The 18,868-nt window shown below is 61.4% G+C and carries 15 protein-coding genes and 1 pseudogene; 9 read left to right on the top strand and 7 right to left on the bottom strand.

Annotation, left to right across the window (positions count from 1 at the left end):
- Window positions 1–3 precede the first annotated feature (3 nt).
- Genes dmpG through ACZ1JX_RS12170 form a run of 3 tightly spaced genes read right to left on the bottom strand, consistent with a single transcriptional unit; the run spans window position 4 to window position 2,769 of the window.
- Window positions 4–1,044 (bottom strand): 4-hydroxy-2-oxovalerate aldolase, encoded by a 1,041-nt coding sequence (gene dmpG, locus ACZ1JX_RS12180; protein WP_465123808.1) that lies wholly within the window; start codon window positions 1,042–1,044, stop codon window positions 4–6.
- Window positions 1,041–1,982, bottom strand: coding sequence for an acetaldehyde dehydrogenase (acetylating) (locus ACZ1JX_RS12175; RefSeq protein WP_465123807.1), 942 nt, complete (start codon window positions 1,980–1,982; stop codon window positions 1,041–1,043). The genes dmpG and ACZ1JX_RS12175 overlap by 4 nt, the downstream gene beginning before the upstream one ends.
- 1 nt (window position 1,983) lies before the next feature.
- Entirely contained in the window at window positions 1,984–2,769 is a 786-nt protein-coding gene (locus ACZ1JX_RS12170) for a 2-keto-4-pentenoate hydratase (RefSeq protein WP_465123806.1), read from the bottom strand.
- Between the two features lie 83 nt (window positions 2,770–2,852).
- Between ACZ1JX_RS12170 and ACZ1JX_RS12165 the strand changes: the two genes are divergently transcribed.
- Window positions 2,853–3,629 (top strand): IclR family transcriptional regulator, encoded by a 777-nt coding sequence (locus ACZ1JX_RS12165; protein ID WP_465123805.1) that lies wholly within the window; start codon window positions 2,853–2,855, stop codon window positions 3,627–3,629.
- 255 nt (window positions 3,630–3,884) lie between these two features.
- Here the strand turns inward: ACZ1JX_RS12165 and ACZ1JX_RS12160 are convergent, their stop codons facing one another.
- A complete protein-coding gene (locus ACZ1JX_RS12160) occupies window positions 3,885–4,124 on the bottom strand; it encodes a hypothetical protein (RefSeq protein ID WP_465123804.1) in 240 nt (79 codons plus the stop codon).
- Between ACZ1JX_RS12160 and ACZ1JX_RS12155 the strand changes: the two genes are divergently transcribed.
- The 3 genes from ACZ1JX_RS12155 (at window position 4,012) to ACZ1JX_RS12145 (ending at window position 8,730) form a co-directional block, all read left to right on the top strand.
- Window positions 4,012–4,500: a recombinase family protein gene (locus ACZ1JX_RS12155; protein WP_465126407.1), complete on the top strand. Its 489-nt coding sequence runs from the start codon at window positions 4,012–4,014 to the stop codon at window positions 4,498–4,500. The two genes, ACZ1JX_RS12160 and ACZ1JX_RS12155, sit on opposite strands and share 113 nt — an antisense overlap.
- Window positions 4,501–4,626: 126 nt before the next feature.
- Window positions 4,627–5,895, top strand: coding sequence for an SGNH/GDSL hydrolase family protein (locus tag ACZ1JX_RS12150; protein ID WP_465123803.1), 1,269 nt, complete (start codon window positions 4,627–4,629; stop codon window positions 5,893–5,895).
- A gap of 654 nt (window positions 5,896–6,549) precedes the next feature.
- Window positions 6,550–8,730, top strand: coding sequence for a hypothetical protein (locus ACZ1JX_RS12145; protein ID WP_465123802.1), 2,181 nt, complete (start codon window positions 6,550–6,552; stop codon window positions 8,728–8,730).
- A gap of 40 nt (window positions 8,731–8,770) precedes the next feature.
- On the opposite strand, the gene ACZ1JX_RS12140 is transcribed toward ACZ1JX_RS12145, so the two are convergent.
- Genes ACZ1JX_RS12140 through gntA form a run of 3 tightly spaced genes read right to left on the bottom strand, consistent with a single transcriptional unit; the run spans window position 8,771 to window position 10,325 of the window.
- On the bottom strand, window positions 8,771–9,055 hold the full coding sequence (locus ACZ1JX_RS12140; RefSeq protein WP_465123801.1) for a UvrB/UvrC motif-containing protein: 285 nt from the start codon (window positions 9,053–9,055) through the stop codon (window positions 8,771–8,773).
- Complete coding sequence (locus ACZ1JX_RS12135) at window positions 9,055–9,681, bottom strand: DUF1989 domain-containing protein (RefSeq protein ID WP_465123800.1); 627 nt, start codon at window positions 9,679–9,681, stop codon at window positions 9,055–9,057. The genes ACZ1JX_RS12140 and ACZ1JX_RS12135 overlap by 1 nt, the downstream gene beginning before the upstream one ends.
- Window positions 9,639–10,325 (bottom strand): guanitoxin biosynthesis heme-dependent pre-guanitoxin N-hydroxylase GntA, encoded by a 687-nt coding sequence (gene gntA, locus ACZ1JX_RS12130; protein ID WP_465123799.1) that lies wholly within the window; start codon window positions 10,323–10,325, stop codon window positions 9,639–9,641. The genes ACZ1JX_RS12135 and gntA overlap by 43 nt, the downstream gene beginning before the upstream one ends.
- A 566-nt stretch (window positions 10,326–10,891) precedes the next feature.
- On the opposite strand from gntA, the pseudogene ACZ1JX_RS12125 reads away from it, so the two are divergent.
- From ACZ1JX_RS12125 to ACZ1JX_RS12105, 5 genes and pseudogenes are all read left to right on the top strand, one after another.
- Window positions 10,892–11,524, top strand: a pseudogene (locus tag ACZ1JX_RS12125) (tyrosine-type recombinase/integrase).
- Window positions 11,525–11,706: 182 nt separating this feature from the next.
- Window positions 11,707–13,014 carry an MFS transporter gene (locus ACZ1JX_RS12120; RefSeq protein WP_465123798.1) on the top strand — a complete coding sequence of 436 codons (1,308 nt, stop codon included), beginning with the start codon at window positions 11,707–11,709 and terminating at the stop codon, window positions 13,012–13,014.
- Window positions 13,015–13,077: 63 nt separating this feature from the next.
- Window positions 13,078–14,133, top strand: coding sequence for a LacI family DNA-binding transcriptional regulator (locus tag ACZ1JX_RS12115; RefSeq protein ID WP_465123797.1), 1,056 nt, complete (start codon window positions 13,078–13,080; stop codon window positions 14,131–14,133).
- Between the two features lie 240 nt (window positions 14,134–14,373).
- Window positions 14,374–16,818, top strand: a complete 2,445-nt coding sequence (locus ACZ1JX_RS12110; RefSeq protein ID WP_465123796.1) for a TonB-dependent siderophore receptor — start codon at window positions 14,374–14,376, stop codon at window positions 16,816–16,818.
- 50 nt (window positions 16,819–16,868) lie between these two features.
- Window positions 16,869–18,860 (top strand): glycoside hydrolase family 97 protein, encoded by a 1,992-nt coding sequence (locus tag ACZ1JX_RS12105; RefSeq protein WP_465123795.1) that lies wholly within the window; start codon window positions 16,869–16,871, stop codon window positions 18,858–18,860.
- Window positions 18,861–18,868: the final 8 nt, after the last annotated feature.

The raw sequence follows: 18,868 nt of genomic DNA, 5'->3' as shown, positions 1-18,868 counted from the left end.
GGATCAGCCTTGCGCGAATTCTTTCTGCTTGGCCAGATCGAGCGCGATGTCGACGATCATGTCTTCCTGCCCGCCGACCATCTTGCGTCGCCCCACTTCGGCAAGGATCGAGCGGGTATCGATGCCATGATCGGCAGCAGCCTTCTCGGCATGGCGCAGGAAGCTCGAATAGACCCCGGCATAGCCCAGCGTCAGCGTCTCGCGGTCCACGCGCACCGGGCGATCTTGCAGCGGCCGGACAAGATCTTCGGCCGCATCCATCAGCGCGTAGAGATCGCAGCCGTGGTTCCAGCCCATGCGGTCTGCCGCCGCAATGAAAACCTCGAGCGGCGCATTGCCCGCGCCCGCGCCCATCCCGGCAAGGCTCGCATCGACCCGCACCGCGCCGTTCTCGACCGCGACGATCGAGTTCGCCACACCGAGCGACAGGTTGTGATGCGCATGCACCCCGCGCTGGGTCTCGGGCTTGAGCACGCGATCATAGGCGCGAAGCCGCGCGGCATAGTCGGCCATATTCATCGCGCCGCCGCTGTCCGTCACATAGACGCAATGCGCGCCATAGCTTTCCATCAGCAGGGCTTGGCTCGCCTGAGCTTCCGGGCTGGTCATGTGGCTCATCATCAGGAAGCCCGAGACATCCATGCCGAGATTGCGCGCAGCCTCGATGTGCTGCTTCGAAACGTCGGCCTCGGTGCAATGTGTCGCGATGCGGACCGATTTGACGCCCATTTCGGCGGCATGCTTCAGATCTTGTACCGTGCCGATGCCCGGCAGCAGCAGCGTGGTAAGGACGGCATGCTCCAGCGCTTCGGCCACCGCGCCGATCCAGTCCCAGTCAGTATAGGCGCCAAAGCCGTAGTTGAAGCTCGACCCCTGCAGCCCATCGCCATGGGCGACTTCGATGGCATCGACTTTGGCCAGATCGAGGGCCTTCGCGATCTTCTTGACATGATCGAGGCCATACTGATGGCGGATCGCGTGCATGCCATCGCGCAGCGTCACGTCCTGAATGTACAGCTTCTGCGTGGTCGGATCGAAAGTCATGCCGCCATCCTCATCGCAATCTTCTCGGCAGTCTTCATCGCCGCCGATGTCATGATGTCGAGATTGCCGGCGTAGGCTGGCAGGTAGTGCGCCGCGCCTTCCACTTCGAGGAAGACCGAAACCTTGAGCCCGGTGAACGAGTTCTGCCCGGTCTCGGCCATTTCGGGAATGCGCAGGGGCTGGTTGCCGCCGATCCTCTCGAACTGCACCGCCTGCTTGAGCCGGTAGCCCGGCACATAGCTCTGCACTTGCGCCACCATGTCGTGGATCGACTGGCGGATCGCCTCGCGGTCGCCGTCCTCGCACAGGCAATAGACCGTATCGCGCATGATCAGCGGCGGTTCGGCAGGGTTGAGGATGATGATCGCCTTGCCGCGCGTCGCGCCGCCCACATGGCGGATCGCTTCGCTGGTCGTCTCGGTGAACTCGTCGATATTGGCGCGGGTGCCCGGGCCTGCGCTCTTGGAGCTGATCGAGGCGACGATCTCGCCGTAGTGGACCTTGGCCACCCGGTTCACGGCGGCAACGATGGGGATCGTCGCCTGCCCGCCGCAGGTGACCATGTTGACGTTGGGCGCATCGAGGTTGGCATCGCCGTTGACCGGCGGGATCGTGTAGGGTCCGATGGCCGCAGGCGTGAGGTCGATCATGCGCTTTCCCGCCGCCAGCACCAGCGCGCTGTTGCGCTTGTGCGCACCCGCGCTGGTCGCGTCGAAGACAATGCCGATATCGGCAAACTCGGGCATGGCCAGCAGCCCGTCGATGCCCTCGTGCGTCGTCGCCACGCCTATCCGCTGCGCCCGCGCCAGCCCGTCAGAGGCGGGGTCGATGCCCACCATCACGCCCATTTCGAGCGTTTCGGACAGGCGCATGACCTTGATCATCAGGTCGGTGCCGATGTTGCCCGAACCGATGATGGCAACCTTGGTCTTGCTCATCTCAGGCGTCTCCATAAGTGAAGCTGCATTCGCCAATGCCGGCGATCTTTGCGGTAATCGTGACGCCCGGCCGAAGCGCGACCATGGGGCCGAGCGCACCTGCCAGCAGCACGTCCCCGGCCTTGAGCGGCTCTCCCCGCGCCGCCAGCGTCTGGGCCAGCCACGCAGCCGCGTTGAGCGGATTGCCGAGCGCTGCGGCACCGACCCCGGTCGAGACGACCTCGCCATCGAAGGTCATCTCCATGCCTGCGCCTTCCAGATCCAGCCCGTCCACCGGCAGACCCTGATCGGCCAGCACGAAGAAGGCAGACGAGCCGTTGTCGGCCACGGTATCGGCAAAGGTGATCTTCCAGTCGGCAATCCGGCTGTCGACGATCTCGATCGCGGCATGAACGCTGGCCACCGCAGCGGCGACCTGATCGGGCGTGGTATCGGGCGAGGGCAGGTCCTGCGCCAGCACGAAGGCAATCTCCGCCTCGGCCTTGGGCTGAAGGCATCGCGCCGGATCGAGCGCGCCGCCATCGGCTACGCGCATGTCCGCGAACAGCACCCCGAGATCGGGCTGATCCACGCCGAGTTGCGCCTGCACCGCCTTGGCCGTGAGCCCCGCCTTGCGACCAACGATGCGGCGTCCCTGCGCTTCCCAGAAGCGGGTGTTGATCTCTTGCACGGCATAGGCACCTGCGGCATCGGTCGGCTCCAGCCCGTCGCGAAGCGGTGCCACCGCACCACTGGAATAAGCATCGCGCAGGCGCTCGGCGAGAGCTTCTTGGCTGGGTTGTTGCATCGGTCGGTTCCTCCTGCTCGCACCGGGATCTAACGGCGGTGCAGGCTTGGAACCAGATCGGGCCCAGTCTATAGTCTCACCATATGAGACAAAAATTGCCACCTGCAGGCGGCACACCAACCATCGCTTCGCTCGGCCGAACACTCGTCCTGCTCGAAGCCATCCTCGGCGACCGGGAAGGCCGCAGCGTTGCCGCGATTGCGGCCGACGTCGGCCTGCCCAAAGCCACCGCCCATCGCCAGGTGGCGACGCTGCTGAAGGAATGCTACCTCCGACGCCTCCAAAACCGGCGGCTCGTTGCAGGGCCTCGTCTGATGGCGCTGGTCGAAGCGGTAGACCAGAAACAGGTTCTGATCGCGGCTGCAGCGCCCGTGCTCCACCGACTGGCGCACAAGCTACGGTGCGTGGCGCAGCTTGGAACTCTCGATAACGACATGGTCACATACCGCATCAAGACTGGGCGCGGGGCTGGCGATTTCTTTACCCGGGTGGGGCTTCAACTCGAGGCCTATTGTACCGGCATCGGCAAGGTGCTCCTGGCGCACCTTCAGCCTGAAGTTCGTGAAGCCTATCTCGCGACCGGACCGTTCCCTGCCTTGACACAACGCACGATAACCGACCCAGCGGAACTCCGAACCGAACTCGCAAATGTGGTGGCCAAGGGCTACGCTGTCGACAATGAAGAAATTGCGGATGGCTTGCTCTGTTACGCCGTGCCCATCCGGACGGCACGGGGTGGAGTAGTCGCAGCGATATCCGTGTCGCTGCCTGTTGGCGCCGACCATCAGGATCATGCGGATCCAGTGATCCTCGATGCGCTTAGGAATGCGGCAAGGGAGATCGAGGCCAACGCTGCCTAGGGAATCCGGCTGGCTCATTTCCTCGTTTCGCGGCTAGCCATAGTGTGAAACCGGTGGGGCCTGCAGTCACGTTTCTGTTTCCAAACCACTGATTCCACTCGACTGTCAGCGCTGCATTTGCCTATGTCCGCTGCAGCGAATCTGCGCTTGCGTCAGCAGTTTCGCATACCCGGCCATAGGCGATGGTCCGGGCTCCGGCTGGTGGGAGCCGAGAAGCGGCTCCTGCGAGACAGGGAGCCCGAGATGGCAAGAAGACTAAAGCAAGGGACAGCCGAGCAGAAAGCGCCAAATTGCGACGCGTCGCCACCCGCTGAAGTAGCGGCTGACTGCAAGCCCAAGCCCAAACGCGAGGTCATCCAAGGTCGATCGCCTGACACGCTCGCTGTTCGACTTTGCCAAGCTGGTCGAGACCTTCGACCGCTGCGGCACGAGCTTTGTCTCGATCACCCAGTCGTTCAACACCACCAACTCGATGGGACGGCTGACGCTAAACATGCTGCTGTCCTTCGCCCAGTTTGAGCGCGAGGTGACGGCCGAGCGCATCCGCGACAAGCTCGCTGCCTCCAAGGCCAAGGGCATGTGGATGGGCGGCATCCCGCCGCTGGGCTACCGGCCCTCGGGCCGCACGCTGGTGGTGGTCGAGGAGCATGCCGAACTCGTGCGCGAGATCTTCACGCGCTACCGCACCCTTGGCAACGTACGCCTTGTGACCGAGGCCTTGCGCAGCGAAGGGATCATCAGCCCCAGGCGCAAGACCGCCTCGGGGCGCAGCCATGGCGGCACGTTCCTGTCGCGGGGACAGGTCTATGCAATCTTGCGCAACCCGATCTACATCGGCTGCACAACGCTTCCCATTGCGTCGTTGCTCTAAATAAGAATGCTGGTTTTAATAAATTGCTTGCGGGCTCGATCTGCGCTTTGATGAGGGCCTCGACAAGCGGCCGCTGCATGCACCTGGTATCGGGTTCGGCGGCCCAGGCAAACATTGAGAGACGCGGTGACAGCAAAAACAATATGGGCTGGTTTGGTGGGCGCGGCCATGTTGATCTGTGGTGCCACCACAGCGATAGCGCAACCAGCTTGGCGCGAAGCGTTTCAATCCAGCCCTGCAACGTACGAGAAGCCGTCAGATGTGTTCCTGGAATTTGCCAGGCAGCATTGGCACCTGCCGCCAGAAGCGCTGCTGGCTGAGCTGACGCCCCAGCCTGTCACTGGAACGATTCGTTATCAGGTAACCTTGATGGCTGACGGGTCACGCATCCGGCTCCGGCTGTCGAACCAGGAAGGGAATGCGCCGCTCCGTCTGACGGCCGTCACCGTTGGCCTTGCGCAAGGTCCATTCATCGTGAAACCGGGGTCACTCCACTCCGTTACTTTCAGCGGCGGTTCGCATGGCGTGACGATCCCGACTGCTGCACTTGTGATCAGCGATCCCGTCGACCTGCCGGTCGAGTTCGGAACCCAGTTGGTCGTGAGTGCGGCCCTTGCCTCGCCCATGATGAATGAAGGGCGCGGCGGCAGCGGATTTCTGCTCGCGCCCGGGGACCAGACCCGTGATCTGGCAATCGCTCGGAGCAGCCCGCTGAAGGGGCGCTCGCTCGTGTCTGGAGTGAGTGTTCTGAGCGGCTCGCCACCGCATGTCATTGTCACCTTCGGGGATTCGATCACTGACGGCAATCGCGTAGATCCCCGCGCTCCGCATGGCTGGCCTGAGCGACTGGCCCATCGGCTTAAGGGGCGAACACGCGACGGACGCTATAATGTGGTCAACGCCGGGATCGCGGGCAACCGGTTGCTGGCGCCGGGCTGGGGCGCAGCAGGCCTTGCCAGGCTCGACCGCGATGCCTTGCGCATCGAGGGCATCTCGCACCTGATACTCCTTGAAGGCATCAACGACATTAACTTCTCGGGGCAGAGCCCGTTCGGTACGAACCCCGACTTGTCCGCCGATGAGCTGATCGGGGGCTATCGGCAGGTCATTGCCCGGGCCCATGAGCGAGGCGTAAAGGTCTACATCGCAACCTTGACCCCAAACCCGGCGAGCGAGTTGAACACCGCTGCCAAGGTCAGTCTGAGAGCGTCCGTGAACCACTGGATCAGAAACTCAGGCGAGCCCGACGCCGTGATCGATTTTGAAGTGATGGTGCGGGATCGAGAGAATGCCGACGCGTTCAAGGCCGCGTTCGACTCCGGCGACCACCTTCATCCCAGTGATGCCGGCTACGCCAGAATGGGAGACGGGATAGACCTGTCATTGTTCCCTTAGCCACCCGACCTGACCAGTCCCGGGATTTAGCTGTGTTCCAAGTGGGCCCAACAGGACATGAGTCGAATGGGGTGGTTGTTTGACCTGATTCCGACGTCTGTCCAATCCGGGCGACTGCTGTCTGGGATGTGGCATCGAACATCGCCGTTTCGCCGTCGGCTGCCGACTTCTAGGGCGTGGGCACCTTCTGCAAGAAAATTGGCCATCCAACTGCAATCTGTTCCATCTCTGGTGGGGGAACAAACGTCAGAATTGTGGTTTTGAAAGCGGGGCGCGCAGGAACGAGGGCACGATGGTCCAAAACACTCCCGGTTTCCGAGGCGCCGATGCCGATTGGCCCCCTCTTGACAGCCAGCGCCCCGCACAAACGCGGGAGCCTAGCGTATCGGCCACCGCCATTGAGGCCCACCTTACCCGTTGCGGGGTCAAATCCACATGTTGCGGCCGTAACCCGCAGTCTCACGTGAATGCGCTAGGCATCATCCGAAAATCTGGAGACGTCGGTGGTATCGTGCGGGCCACGCATTTGACGAAGACGCAGCGTCACAGCGCTGGAGCCCCCGCGCAGTTGGTTTTCTCTCGTTTTGCTCGACACGTGACCGGCAATGGTGGTCCTTACGGTGCATGCCGCGGCCCTTGGGACGGTGCGGCCTGATGGAAAGCCTGCCCTTGGAAGCGATCGAGGCCCGCGAGGCGGTCAAGCGCGGCAAGAGGATCGGAAAGGCCGCCGCGCACGAAAATTTCCAGATCGAGCTGGTGCACCACAACGCCGACGTCTGGATCGTGATGCGAGGCGGTGACAGTGGCGGGATAGCTCTGCGCGCGCCGCTGTTCACCGCGTCAGCTTCGGTTACCCGGAAGCGGCCAAAGGACTGCCTGATCGCCTGGGAAGCGCGTAGCGAGATCGGCCGATTTACAGGCGAGCTGACTGGTGAGAAAACCGGCCTGGCGCAATTTGCCTACCGTGTCCGCTTCACCCCGGCCGAGACGGTCCACCTACCCTACTTCCCGCATGACCTTATCCCCTTTGACAAAGACGGGGATCCGCTGGGCACGCGCGGTACACTCGAGGCCAGGCAGCGCAAGCTGAACACAGGGCTATGCTATCTGGAACTGGAACGCCCCAAGCTCGGAAAACTGCTTTATGTCCAGAACCTTACCGCGCTGAATCCCTATTTCCTCGCAACCGGCACCACGCCTGAAAGCGTCGTTGGCGGCGAGTGGCCGGTCCTCGGCTATCTTGCGCCCACTCAGCCGGGTAACCCTTCGGCGGCCATTCCGGCTGGCCTGCAAACGGTGTTGTACGACACGCACCTCGTTTTCCGCCGCAAGGCTGAAGAGGATGAGACCGAGAGCGCTTGGCAGTTCCTGGATATGCTGGGCGCAATTTACCGCAACCTCGACAAGCCCCGGACAATGCGGCGGCCGTGGATCGAACGCACCAAGCGCACTTTGCGGGATCTTGCCCGCTCCCCCAAGGCGCGCGGGCGGCATTTTGGCGAAGTCTATTTCCACCCCTACACGTCGGCCGAATATCCGGATTCCATGGTCCAGCTCACACTGGCCTTGGCTATTCGGGATTGGGGCATCTGGGAAGGGAAGGTCCACCCCCTTGGTGCCGAAATTCGGCGCGGCATGGAGAATTTCTACGACCCGAAATTGAAGACTTTGCGGCGCTATCTCTCCGATGTTGGACCTGACAAGAACGCGGATGCGGTCGATAGTTGGTACCTTTACCATCCGCTCCTCAATCTCAGCAATCTAGCCTTGGCAGGGGACGAGGAAGCCAAGGACCTTTTCCTGCGCACGATCGATTATGGCATCCGCGCGGCGCAGCATTTCAAGTACAAGTGGCCAGTCCAGTACGATGTGACTGACTTCTCAGTCATTACCCGGGTCGCACCTGCTGACAACCTCGGCCAGACCGATGTCGGAGGCATTTATGCTTGGGTCATGCTCCAGGCCTTCGAACTGACCGGCGAAGTCCGCTTTCTCGACGAAGCGCGCAACGCCCTGGAGACCGCGCGGGGCATGCGCTTCGATCTCAACTATCAGGCCAACCTAACAGCTTGGGGGGCAGCTGCTTGCATCCGGCTTTGGCGCATCACGAACCGCAAGACCTACCTAGCTCTGAGCTACGTCTACCTCGCCAGCTTCTTTCACAACGCACAGATTTGGGAGAGTGAAATCGGCCTGGCACAGCACTACTCCAACTTTATGGCTGTCACCTGCCTGCAGGATGCGCCCTACATGGCCCTCAACGAATGCTTCGACAGCTATGCCGCTTTCGAACGGTATCTGGACCTTGGGGGACCGGACCTGATTCCTTCTGCGAAGATGCTGGTGTCCGAGTACTGCCGCTACGCTCTGCATCGCGCCTGGTTTTACTATCCTGATGCGTTGCCAAAAGAGGCGATCGCTACCCAACAGCGCAACGGCGAGATAGACCGCGCCTTGTCTTTCCCAGTGGAGGATCTCTATCCCGACGGGCAGCCTGCCGGCCAGGTGGGGCAAGAGATCTATGGCGCCGTGGCTGCCATGGTCTTCGCGACCCGCTCCTACCACCGCGTTCCCGGCGCGCCTTTCGTGATCTTCTGCGATTATTTCCTGCGCGCCGTCACCCGCATCGATGATCGCACGCTAAGCCTCAAGATCGACGGCGAAGACAATCACGTCGCAAGGTTCGCCTTGGTACGCACGGGCCGCGCGGCGTTGCCCGAGGTCATTGTGCGCAAGCTCTCGGGCGAGGTCATTCCAGCCTTCACCGCGACCCCGGACGAACTGTGCTATGACGTACCCCCCTATACAGGTCTGGTTCTGTCATGGTCAGGATGACCGGCACAGAAGCCACGAGCCGGCTTGCTTGTCTTGAGCATCACCGTTGCCTGGCCCGCCGACCCGACGTCATAGGGTCCGGCTTCTTGGGCGACTGCCAACCCGCGGGTCTGACCGGCTTTGGCGTATTGGTGCCAATGCCCATTGCCCCTGACTTTTGACGGGACAGCCCCGCCGTGTCAGCGCGGGCGGCTTCCGTCGGGCTGGCCCCGCCGCGTATAAGGTTGATCTGGTCACGGAGTCGCCGCGCTTCTTCAAAGTCCTGGGCCTCGGCCGCAGCCGCCATACGGCGTGCCAGTTCGGTGATGTCGGTCTTCATCGCCATCAATCTTCGATCCGGTAATGGATCGGCTTGAAACTGCCGCCGTTGGACGCCCCGGCAGAACATGCGGTCAGCCCAACGATAAGGTCGGTCAATGCGGCAAGCCGGATATAGTCGCCGGCGCGGCTCGTCGGTGGCAGCACTGCGATCTGTCCCGTTTCACCGTCCACCGGCACGTTCATGAAGATATTGAATGCCACCGGGATGGCATCGGGTTCAATCCCGTAGGGGGCGAGCGCCTCGGCCAGGTTGCCGAAGCAGCCCCGGTGTACCGGTTCGTCGGGATAGAAATGGCGAAAGGTCGCTTCGCTGCACGGCGTCAGCAGGAAATCGTGCCGTCCGACAGTATCCTCGATGATCTCAAGCAAGGGATTCGACCGGTTGGACCAGATACGGTTCCCCGCTGTGAGCCTGATCGTTTCCTCATAATCGAACGTGCGCCCGGCCGAGATCACTTCCCGCACATCGGCTTGAGCAAACGCAAGCATATCGCTCACCTGAACGCCGCGAGGGTCGATAACGCGCAGTATTTCGCCTTTGCGCAGCACGAACGCGGTCCCGGACCGTGGCGCTATTTCCTGAACGCTCACGCGGCCGTATCGCGCTTGTCGCGGAAAGGGCACCGCCATTCCTGGTCGACCAGCCGCCCACTGTACTGCGCTGCTTCGCTTGCAGATCCATGCCTGGCGAGCATCGGGTTGATGCTCCCGGCAAGCGCGACGTCGCGCTCAAGAATGCGTTCGCGCATCTTTTCATAACGGCCTTCGCTGCGCAGGCGTTCGAATTGGTCATGAAGGTTGAACACAAGCGTAGGGCGAGCAAACCTGCGTGCCGGGCGCGAGGCGTTGGGATGAAGGCCAACCACGAAGAATGCTTCGCCGCCGAAACTGAGCGAGAAGTGCGGGTCGGATGGATCGGCGCTGACGCGGTGATCGTAGGGTTGCCCCAGCCATGCGTCCTTGTCGGCAAAGGATTGAATACGCTCCCACATCAGCGCCTCGAATTGCGCTTCATCGAGATCGCCCGGACCGTCAAACGACACGGCAAGGCTGCGCAGGCCCTCTGGCTCCGAGCGGTATTGCGCAGCCCAGTCCATCAGTTCGCGATGGATGATCAGATCGTCCCAACCACTTGCAAGGCTGCGGCAGGTCAGCACCTTGAGCGTGCCGCGTGCCATTGCCGATTTGGCACCGACACAAGGAAACTCCGGTGCAGAGATGGTTTTGAACAGGGCTTCTTCCGCATCGCTAAGGTCTTGGGTCGTTACGTTCATAAGGGGCTTTCTCCGGCCCGTTAAAACGGCGATAATGCGGGCAGGTTCCTGCCGCAATTCTCCCGACCCTCAGCTGATCGAGCACCAATGAGCAGAAGCTCTGTCCGAAGTAGCATATGTAAACCACGTGCCGTGGCAGACTGCCGGGCCAAGGTCGTATTTGAAGAGCAACAATAGCTGTTCGAGTGGTCAGCCAAACGCGAAGATCGGGTTTCCGCAATCTTCGGGCTGTCGAGCACCCGTATCGGAACAAGGTATTCTGGTCGGCCGGTGCGTTTCGATTGCAGTCACTTCGCGGCAATCGCCTTCATTTCGGACGTTCAAGGCTCAAGGTGAAGCAGTCAGAACTTGCCATACGTTCATCGAATGGTGGATCGGGCTGAAGGGCTTGATCTGGTCTGGGACAAAACTGCCGTTTTCGCTCAGCCGCCGATAGGCAGATCCGTCGCCAAAACCCGCCATTCAATTTTTTGATTGCTGGGGAATGTATGATCGCTTTTGCCTCATTCCCGCTTCTGTGCGTCGCACGTTTTAAGCGTGGCCACTTTGGCCATCAGAGAACGATCATGGAGATGCCCCAAACAGGATCCACCTCAACAAAGCGGCAGGTTTGGAACGCAGGACGAGCAGTTGGTGCGAAGCGTGCGCTGAAGCCAAAGTAAATCTGGGAGATTCGGTTTTACCTCAATCAACGGAAACGCTTGCGAGATCGCGCGTCGTTCGACCTAGCCATTGATAGCAAACTTCGCGGCTGTGACCTTGTGCGACTGAAGATCGGCGATGTAGTCAGCGGCGGGACCATTCGTACACGCGCGATGGTAATCCAGAAGAAGACCGGCCGCCCCGTCCAGTTCGAACTCTTGCCAGACGCTCGCAGCAGCTTGTTGGCGTGGCTTCAACGTCGCGGCGGCACGGTGGAGGATTTTGTTTTTCCAAGCCGGGTTGATCGCAACGGTCATCTCAGCACCCGACAGTATGCGCGGCTTGTCGATGAGTGGGTGACTGGAGTGGGGCTGATGCGCAGCGAGTATGGAACCCATTCGCTGCGGCGAACGAAGGCATCGATCATCTACCGGGCAACGGGCAATCTGCGGGCTGTCCAGATCCTTCTCGGCCATAGCAAGATCGAAAATACCGTTCGTTATCTCGGCATTGATGTGGAAGACGCGCTTGTGCTTGCTGAGAACACCGAGATTTAAGATCGTGGCTCCTCGCCAAAGGTGGGGAGTCCACCATCCGTTATTCGCCTCATGGCTCTGTCCGTAACCCACCGCCTATCCGAGAAGCGTGTTTCGAAAGTTGTGACTTTTGCTATCTTGACTCTTGTCGACCCACCGCCGTTCGCGCGACCATAGTCCAGAGGATGGCAGGGATCTGAACAATGAAGGGTGCATTGCCGCCAGTCACGCAGAGCCGTATCATTGGCCTGAGCGCGGGCTATCTTGGGTTGCAGATCACGTTCGGGATAGAAAGCGCCAGCCTCAGCCGCATTTATCAGGGCTTTGGGGCCGGCGTCGAAGATCTGGCACTACTGTGGCTCGCAGGGCCAGTATCAGGGCTGCTGGTTCAACCGGTGATCGGCCGCCTGAGTGACAGGAGCTGGACGCGGTTCGGGCGCCGTCGGCCATGGATGCTCGGTTCGGGAATCATCGCGACTGCTGCGCTCACAGGGATCGCGTTCGCGCCGAGCCTGGTCTGGGCAATCGCAATGATCTGGCTGCTCGAAATCTCGATGAACGCCCTTAATGCACCCTACCGAGCGCTGGTTGGCGACACTTTGCCCGAGCAGCAGCACGGCAGGGGCTTTGCCATGCAGACCGTCTTCATCGGTGTTGGTGCGTTCCTTGGTGCTCTGGTGCCAAAGGCCCTCAGCGTCGCTGGAATGCCCAATGTCGTTGCCGAAGGTGCCACGCCGGTCTCGGTGCGGCTGGCGTTCCTTGCGGCGGCGACATGCCTGGCGATCTCGGTCGCCGGCACGGTCCTCAAGGTGCGCGAATACTCGAAGGAAGACTACGCGCGCTTCGGCATCTGTTTGACGGATCAACAGGTGGACGAGCGCGAGACCGGACGGACTTCGGCAGACTGGCTAGCCAATCTTCTTGCCTATCGCCGGATCGCGGCCATGCAGTTTTTTGCCTGGGCTGCGCTCTATCTGCTGTGGGTCTACGCAACGCCGGTCGTAGCACAGGGCGCTTTCGCTGCCAGATCGGTAGAAGATCCGCGTTATGGCGACGGCGCGGACTGGGTCGGTGTCATGTTCGCGACATACAATGGCGTGGCGGGGCTCTTCGCCTTCATCTTGCCCCGCCTCTTCGAGAAGTTCGGCGTGTCTCGCGTCCATTCCACTAACCTTCTGGCAGGTTCCTTCGGCTTTGCAGGTGTAGCGCTGGCGGGAACCCCCCTGCTGCTGCTGGTCTGCGCTGGCCTGATCGGCATAGCCTATGCCTCGATGCTCAGCGCGCCCTTCGTCATGGCGAGCCGTATCGCCCGGCAGGGAGAGGCAGGCGGCGCGATCGGCCTGATGAACGTGTTCATTGTAGTGCCGCAGCTGGTGATGGGCCTTGGCATGCGCGCGGTGGTCCGGATGTTTCCAGCGGGCAACCCGTCAGGCACGTTGCTGATCGCCGGGGCTTTCTGCTGTCTCGCCGCCGTCATCGCGGCGACCGGGGCACGGCGATCTGCAATTTAGTTTGCAAACTGTGCAATATTTTGCGCAAATCTATCTCCGATGGCTGGGTCCAAGGAGAGTTGCATGGAAGATGGTGCCGGACGCAAGTTTACGCTGAAACACATTGCCGAGGAGCTCGGCCTCTCGACCGCCACGGTGTCGCGGGCGATTGCAGGGAACACTGCAATCAGTGAGGAGACACGCGAACTGGTGGTCCAGACGGCGGCACGGCTGGGCTACTCCGCACCCAAGCGGGGGCCGAAGGGCAAGTCCGGCAAGGGGAACCTGCCAGAACAGGTCTGCGTCGTCCTGCCTGTTGCCACCGGGCATGGCGGACAGCTCGGCAATCCGTTCGAGTTGTCGCTGCTCGGCGGCATCGGCGCTGCGCTAAGAGAAAGGCGTCGCGATTTCTCGATCAGTTGGCAAACTCCGCATGATGATCGGACTTTGAGCGAGTTCATCGACACCTCCCCTTATCGCGGGTTCATCTTCTTCGGGCAGTCGCAGTTTCATGATGCGCTCAATCGTTTCGGGGCGGCCAATCGTCCGATCGTGGTTTGGGGCGTGGAAACCGAAGGGCAGCGCTACTGTTCGGTGGGCACCGACAACTTTGATGGTGGCTTCCGCGCGACGCGCCACCTTATCCGGACCGGTCGGAAGCGTATTGCGTTCTTCGGATCCATGCCGCCGATCGCCGAGGCGCGGACGGCACTGTCTCAGATCGCCCAGAGGCTCGAGGGCTACAAGGCTGCCTTGACCGCCGAGGGCATTCCTTTTGATCCTGCAATCGTCCAGACTCCGTTCTCGAGCCGTTATGAGGGTGCTGATGCCGTCGACAATCTCGTCGAGCGCGGGGTAGCTTTCGACTCGATCGTTGCTGCCTCGGACATTGTTGCGCTCGGAGCTTTGCAGGCGCTCAAGCGGCACGGCCTGCGTGTCCCCGAAGATGTCGCCCTGATCGGCTATGATGATATCGACGTTGCCTCGTTCTCCAGCCCGCAGTTGAGCACCGTGCGGCAGGACGTGATCAAGGCTGGCAACATGCTGGTGTCCAAAGTGCTGCGCATGATGGACGGCCACCGCGCCGTATCCGAGCGATTGCCAACAGAGCTGATCATTCGTGGATCCTGTGGCGCGTGACTGCAATCCTTCGCGCCAGGAATCGAAAAAGTTATGCAACTTCCAACCATACGGCTCTGAGCGATTGCAGTTAAACCAAGCTAAATCAGTTCATTATCATCCATGGAGCGGTTGGATGGACTGCAACTCTGGATATTATTGCACAAATTCATTGCAATCGATTGTTGTTTTGCGGGAAAAGAGCGTCGGCCAGACGGCCACCAATGAGTCGTCTGCAAGCACCTTTTCAAGGGGGATGTCATGAAGGTTTCGACGCGTATCGCCGCGCTCTCCACTGTCGCACTCGTTGCGATGGCCGCACCAGCCCACGCCCAGACTGCACAGCCTGCGGCCACGGAAGATGCTACTGCGGCTGACGACAACCTCGGCCTTGCCGAGATCATCGTCACCGGCGCCAGTTCGGGCCGCAAGAAGATGGAAACGTCTTACGCGATTACCACGCTGTCGTCGGCCGATCTGCAGCAGCGTGCGCCGGTCAGCATTTCGGAAGTCTACGCCACGGCGCCGGGCATCTTTGCTGAATCCTCTGGCGGCGAAATCGGCAACAACGTCTATTCACGCGGGCTTCCCAACGACAACTTCCGCTACGTGCCCGTTCTGGAAGATGGCCTTCCCGTGTGGGAGGAAGGCGCCGGTGCCTTCACCAACGCCGACATCTTCTACCGCGTCGACCAGACCATCCAGAGCGCCCAGATCGTGCGCGGCGGTTCGGCATCGATCACAGCTTCGAATGCCCCTGGCGGCGTTCTCAACGTCATCACCAAGAAGGGCACGGCCGACCTGCAGGGCCTCGTGAAGCTGGAATGGGGCGACTACGATCACTATCGCGGTGACTTCAGCCTGACCGGTCCGATTAACGACAAGCTGCGCTTCAACGTCGGCGGGTTCTATCGCTCGAACAACGGCATGCGCGATCCGGGCTTCACCGGAAACCGCGGCGGCCAGTTCCGTGCAGGCCTTACCTATCTGCTCGACGATGGCGAGATCTACGTCGGCTATCGCAAGCTCAACGATCGCAACATCTTCTACACGGGCATTCCGCTCGCCAGCAAGAGCAAGGGCCTGCCCGGTCTCGATGCGGGCGATGGCACGGTCGTATCCCCGGCATTCCGCAACATCACCGTGCCGGATCTCTACGGCACCGGCAGCACCTCGATCGACCTCGGCAACGGTGTCCACACCAACACCGATACGTTCACCGTTACTTTCGACAACAAGTTCAACGACTGGCTGAGCGTCAGCGCCAAGGGCCGCTACACCGGCGGCGTGGTCGACTTCAACGCGCTGTTCAGCGACCAGGTGGCTGGCGCGCAGGCGTTCCTGGACAACTCGCTGGGACGTCTGCAGGCAGCAAATCCTGCAACGGTGCGTGCCGGCTACTTCAACGCCAATACCGGTGCGGCGATTCCCACGGCCAGCATCGCCAATGGCCTCACGCTGGTTCAGAACATCTTCTCGACCTATGTCGATGTCGACAATCTGGTGGGCGATCTCAGCTTCACGGCCAAGACCGGCAGCAACACGCTGACCGTCGGCTACTATCACAGCCAGTTCACGCAGCGGCAGCAGTGGAACTGGAACAACGTGCTGACCGAGGCTGCCAACCAGCCCCGATCGATCGATGTCTTCGGTCTTGATGCTGCCGGCAACAAGACCATCGCCCTGACCCGCAACGGCATCGTCGGCTTGCACAGCAACCTGCAGGACTTCCGCGACGACGTGACGATCAACGCGCTGTACCTTGCGGACTCGTTCGAAGTCAGCCCGGCCCTGCGCCTGGACTTCGGCGCACGCTACCACCACGTCAGCAAGAAGGGCACGATTGCCCAGAGCAAGACCGTCAACCTTGGTGATCCAAACACCGTGCTCGACGATGCGGTCACCGTGCTGAGCGGCGCGATCACGCCCTACAAGTTCAAGACCGGAGAATGGGCGTTCTCGGCAGGTCTGAACTACACGTTCAACCCCGACCTTGCCGCCTTTGCCCGCTACAGCCGCAGCTTCCGCGTCACGCCTGAATTCTCGCAGTGGTTCAATTGCTGCAACCCGGTGGAAGACCGCATCGATCTGGTCGAGGCAGGTCTAAAGTACTCCTCGCGCCCGGTCTCTGCCTTCGTGACCGTGTTCTACAACAACTTCCCGAACATCTCGTTCAACAACATCGTCGCAGGTGCTCCGCAGACCGCGCAGGCGGCCGCTCGCTCCTACGGTGTCGAACTGGAACTCGCGCTCCGTCCGGTCGAGTTGTTCGAGGTCAACTTCTCGGGCAACCTGCAGTCGATCAAGTACACTGGTTTCAGCGGCACCGATGGCAATGGTCCGTTCGACTTCAGCGGCAACCGCATCGTGCGCCAGCCGGCCATGACCTTCTCGATCCGCCCCGTCCTCCACCTGCTCGACGGCAAGGTCGATATCTACAGCAACGTCATGCACACCGGTAAGCGCTTTGCCGATGTGTCGAACCGCATCGATCTGCCGGCATTCACCGAAGTCAGCCTTGGCGGACGGTGGAACATTGCCGACAACCTTTCGGCCGAAGTCATTGTCACGAACCTGTTCGATACGGTGGGTCTTACCGAAGGCAACCCGCGTGCAGGTGTGATCACCGGCGTGAACGAGACTGCGTTTCAGGGCCGTCCGATCTTCGGCCGCCGGGTCCGCGCAGGCGTAACCTTCCAGTTCTGACGACGATGGTTCTCCTGACCGCTATCCGTCAATTCACCTCCCACCTTGCCGTGGCAGCTCTTGCTGCCACGGCTTTCTTTTTATCTCCTGCAGCGCGGGCGCAGGAGTGGCTGGAGGTCCGCTCACCCGATGGGCGGCTGGAGGTGGACTTCGCCGTCGACAAGGGCGAGGCCGTCTATCGCGCGAGCTTCAAGGGCAAGCCGATCATTGATCGCTCCTTGCTGGGTTTCCGCTTCAAGGACCGCGAGCCGCTGGTTTCAGGCCTGGTCCTCGCCGACACCAGGCGAACGTCGACAAATGCGTCATGGCAACAGCCCTGGGGCGAACGCCGGGTCATCAAGGACGAGAGCAACGGCTTCCTCGCGACCGTCACGGCATCTGACGGACGCAAGCTGCGCATCGAATTCCGTGTCTTCGACGACGGGTTCGGCTTCCGCTACGTCCTCCCCGGCGAAACGTCGGAGCGTTTTGTCATCAGCGATGAGGTCACCCAGTTCGCGTTCGCGCAAAATTACCGCGCGTGGTGGATTCCGGCCTATCGCGAGAAATACTCCGAGTACGAGTATTCGCGCTCGGCATTGTCCGCCCTGCCGGCGGTTCAGACGCCCCTTACGGTTGAGGGCCAAGGCGTCGCCATGGCGGTTCATGAAGCCGCGCTGGTCGATTATGCCTCGATGAACTTGCGGCTGGTTGCGGACAACACAAAGACCCTGAAGGCCGATCTGTCGCCATGGTCCAACGGTGATCTGGTGCGCGCCCATGGCGGCCTCGTAACGCCGTGGCGGACCGTTCTTGTGGCTGACAATGCCGCAAAGCTTGCCGACTCAACCCTGATTCTCAATCTCAACGAGCCTAACCGTCTGGGCGATGCATCATGGGCCAAGCCGATGAAGTACATCGGCATCTTCTGGGGCATGCACATCGGCAAGTACACCTGGGAGCCGGGCTCGGACCATGGCGCAACCACCGCTCGCGCGCTGCGATACATTGACTGGGCAGCCACGCATGGCATCCCCGGCGTGCTGTTCGAAGGCTGGAACAAGGGCTGGGAAGCGCCGCAATGGTGGCTGAACGGGCACTCCCGCTTCATCCAGAACGAAGCGGCTGCGGATTTCGACATGCATGCGGTCTCCGCTCACGCCAAGGCCCGAGGGGTGGACATCGTCGGCCATCACGAGACCGGGGCCCAGGTGCAGGACTACCTGCGCCAACTCGAACCCGCGCTCGATTACTACGACCGCTACGGGATCAAGGCGATCAAGCTGGGCTATGTCGGCACGCGTCATGACATGACCGAATGGCCCGACGGACAGTATGCGGTAGAGAACTTCCAGAAGGTCGTCGAAGCTGCGGCGAGGCACCACATCGCGCTCTTCCCGCACGAGCCGGTCAAGGACACAGGCCTGCGCCGGACCTGGCCCAACCTGATGAGCCGCGAAGGCGCGCGCGGGCAGGAATACAATGGCGGCAGCCCGGACTCCGGAAATGCGCCGGACCATCTTGCCATCGTCCCGTTCACGCGAATGCTGTCAGGGCCATTCGATTACACCCCCGGCGTCTTCAACTTCGATTACCGGGACAAGCGCCCGGGCAATCGCGTCCCCTCGACGCTCGCGCAGCAGCTTGCGCTCTTCGTCGTGATCTACTCCCCTGTGCAAATGGCCGTGGATCTGCCCGAGAACTACGAGGGCAACCCTGCTTTCCAGTTCATCCGAGAGGTGCCCACGGACTGGGAGCAAAGCCGGACACTGGCAGGGCAGATCGGCGAGTATGTGGTCACAGCGAGGCAAGCACGATCCGGAAAGGACTGGTTCCTTGGTGCCCTGACCAACGACACTGCCCGGAACTTGTCCATCCCACTGGACTTCCTTGAGCCAGGCAAGCGCTACGAAGCGCAGATCTATGCCGACGGGCCGGGAGCGGACTGGCGGACTGCGCCCGAGCGCATCGTTATCCAGCGCAAGATCGTTACCTCCAGAACTGTTCTCACTCTCGCTCTGGCGTCGGGCGGCGGGCAGGCCATCCGCTTCCGCGCACTGTGACAGCACGC

The organism is Novosphingobium sp. BL-A-41-Hi4A-0G (assembly GCF_055521735.1).
The sequence above is the reverse complement of the archived record's forward strand: the minus strand, read 5'-3'. Positions and strand labels throughout refer to the sequence as shown.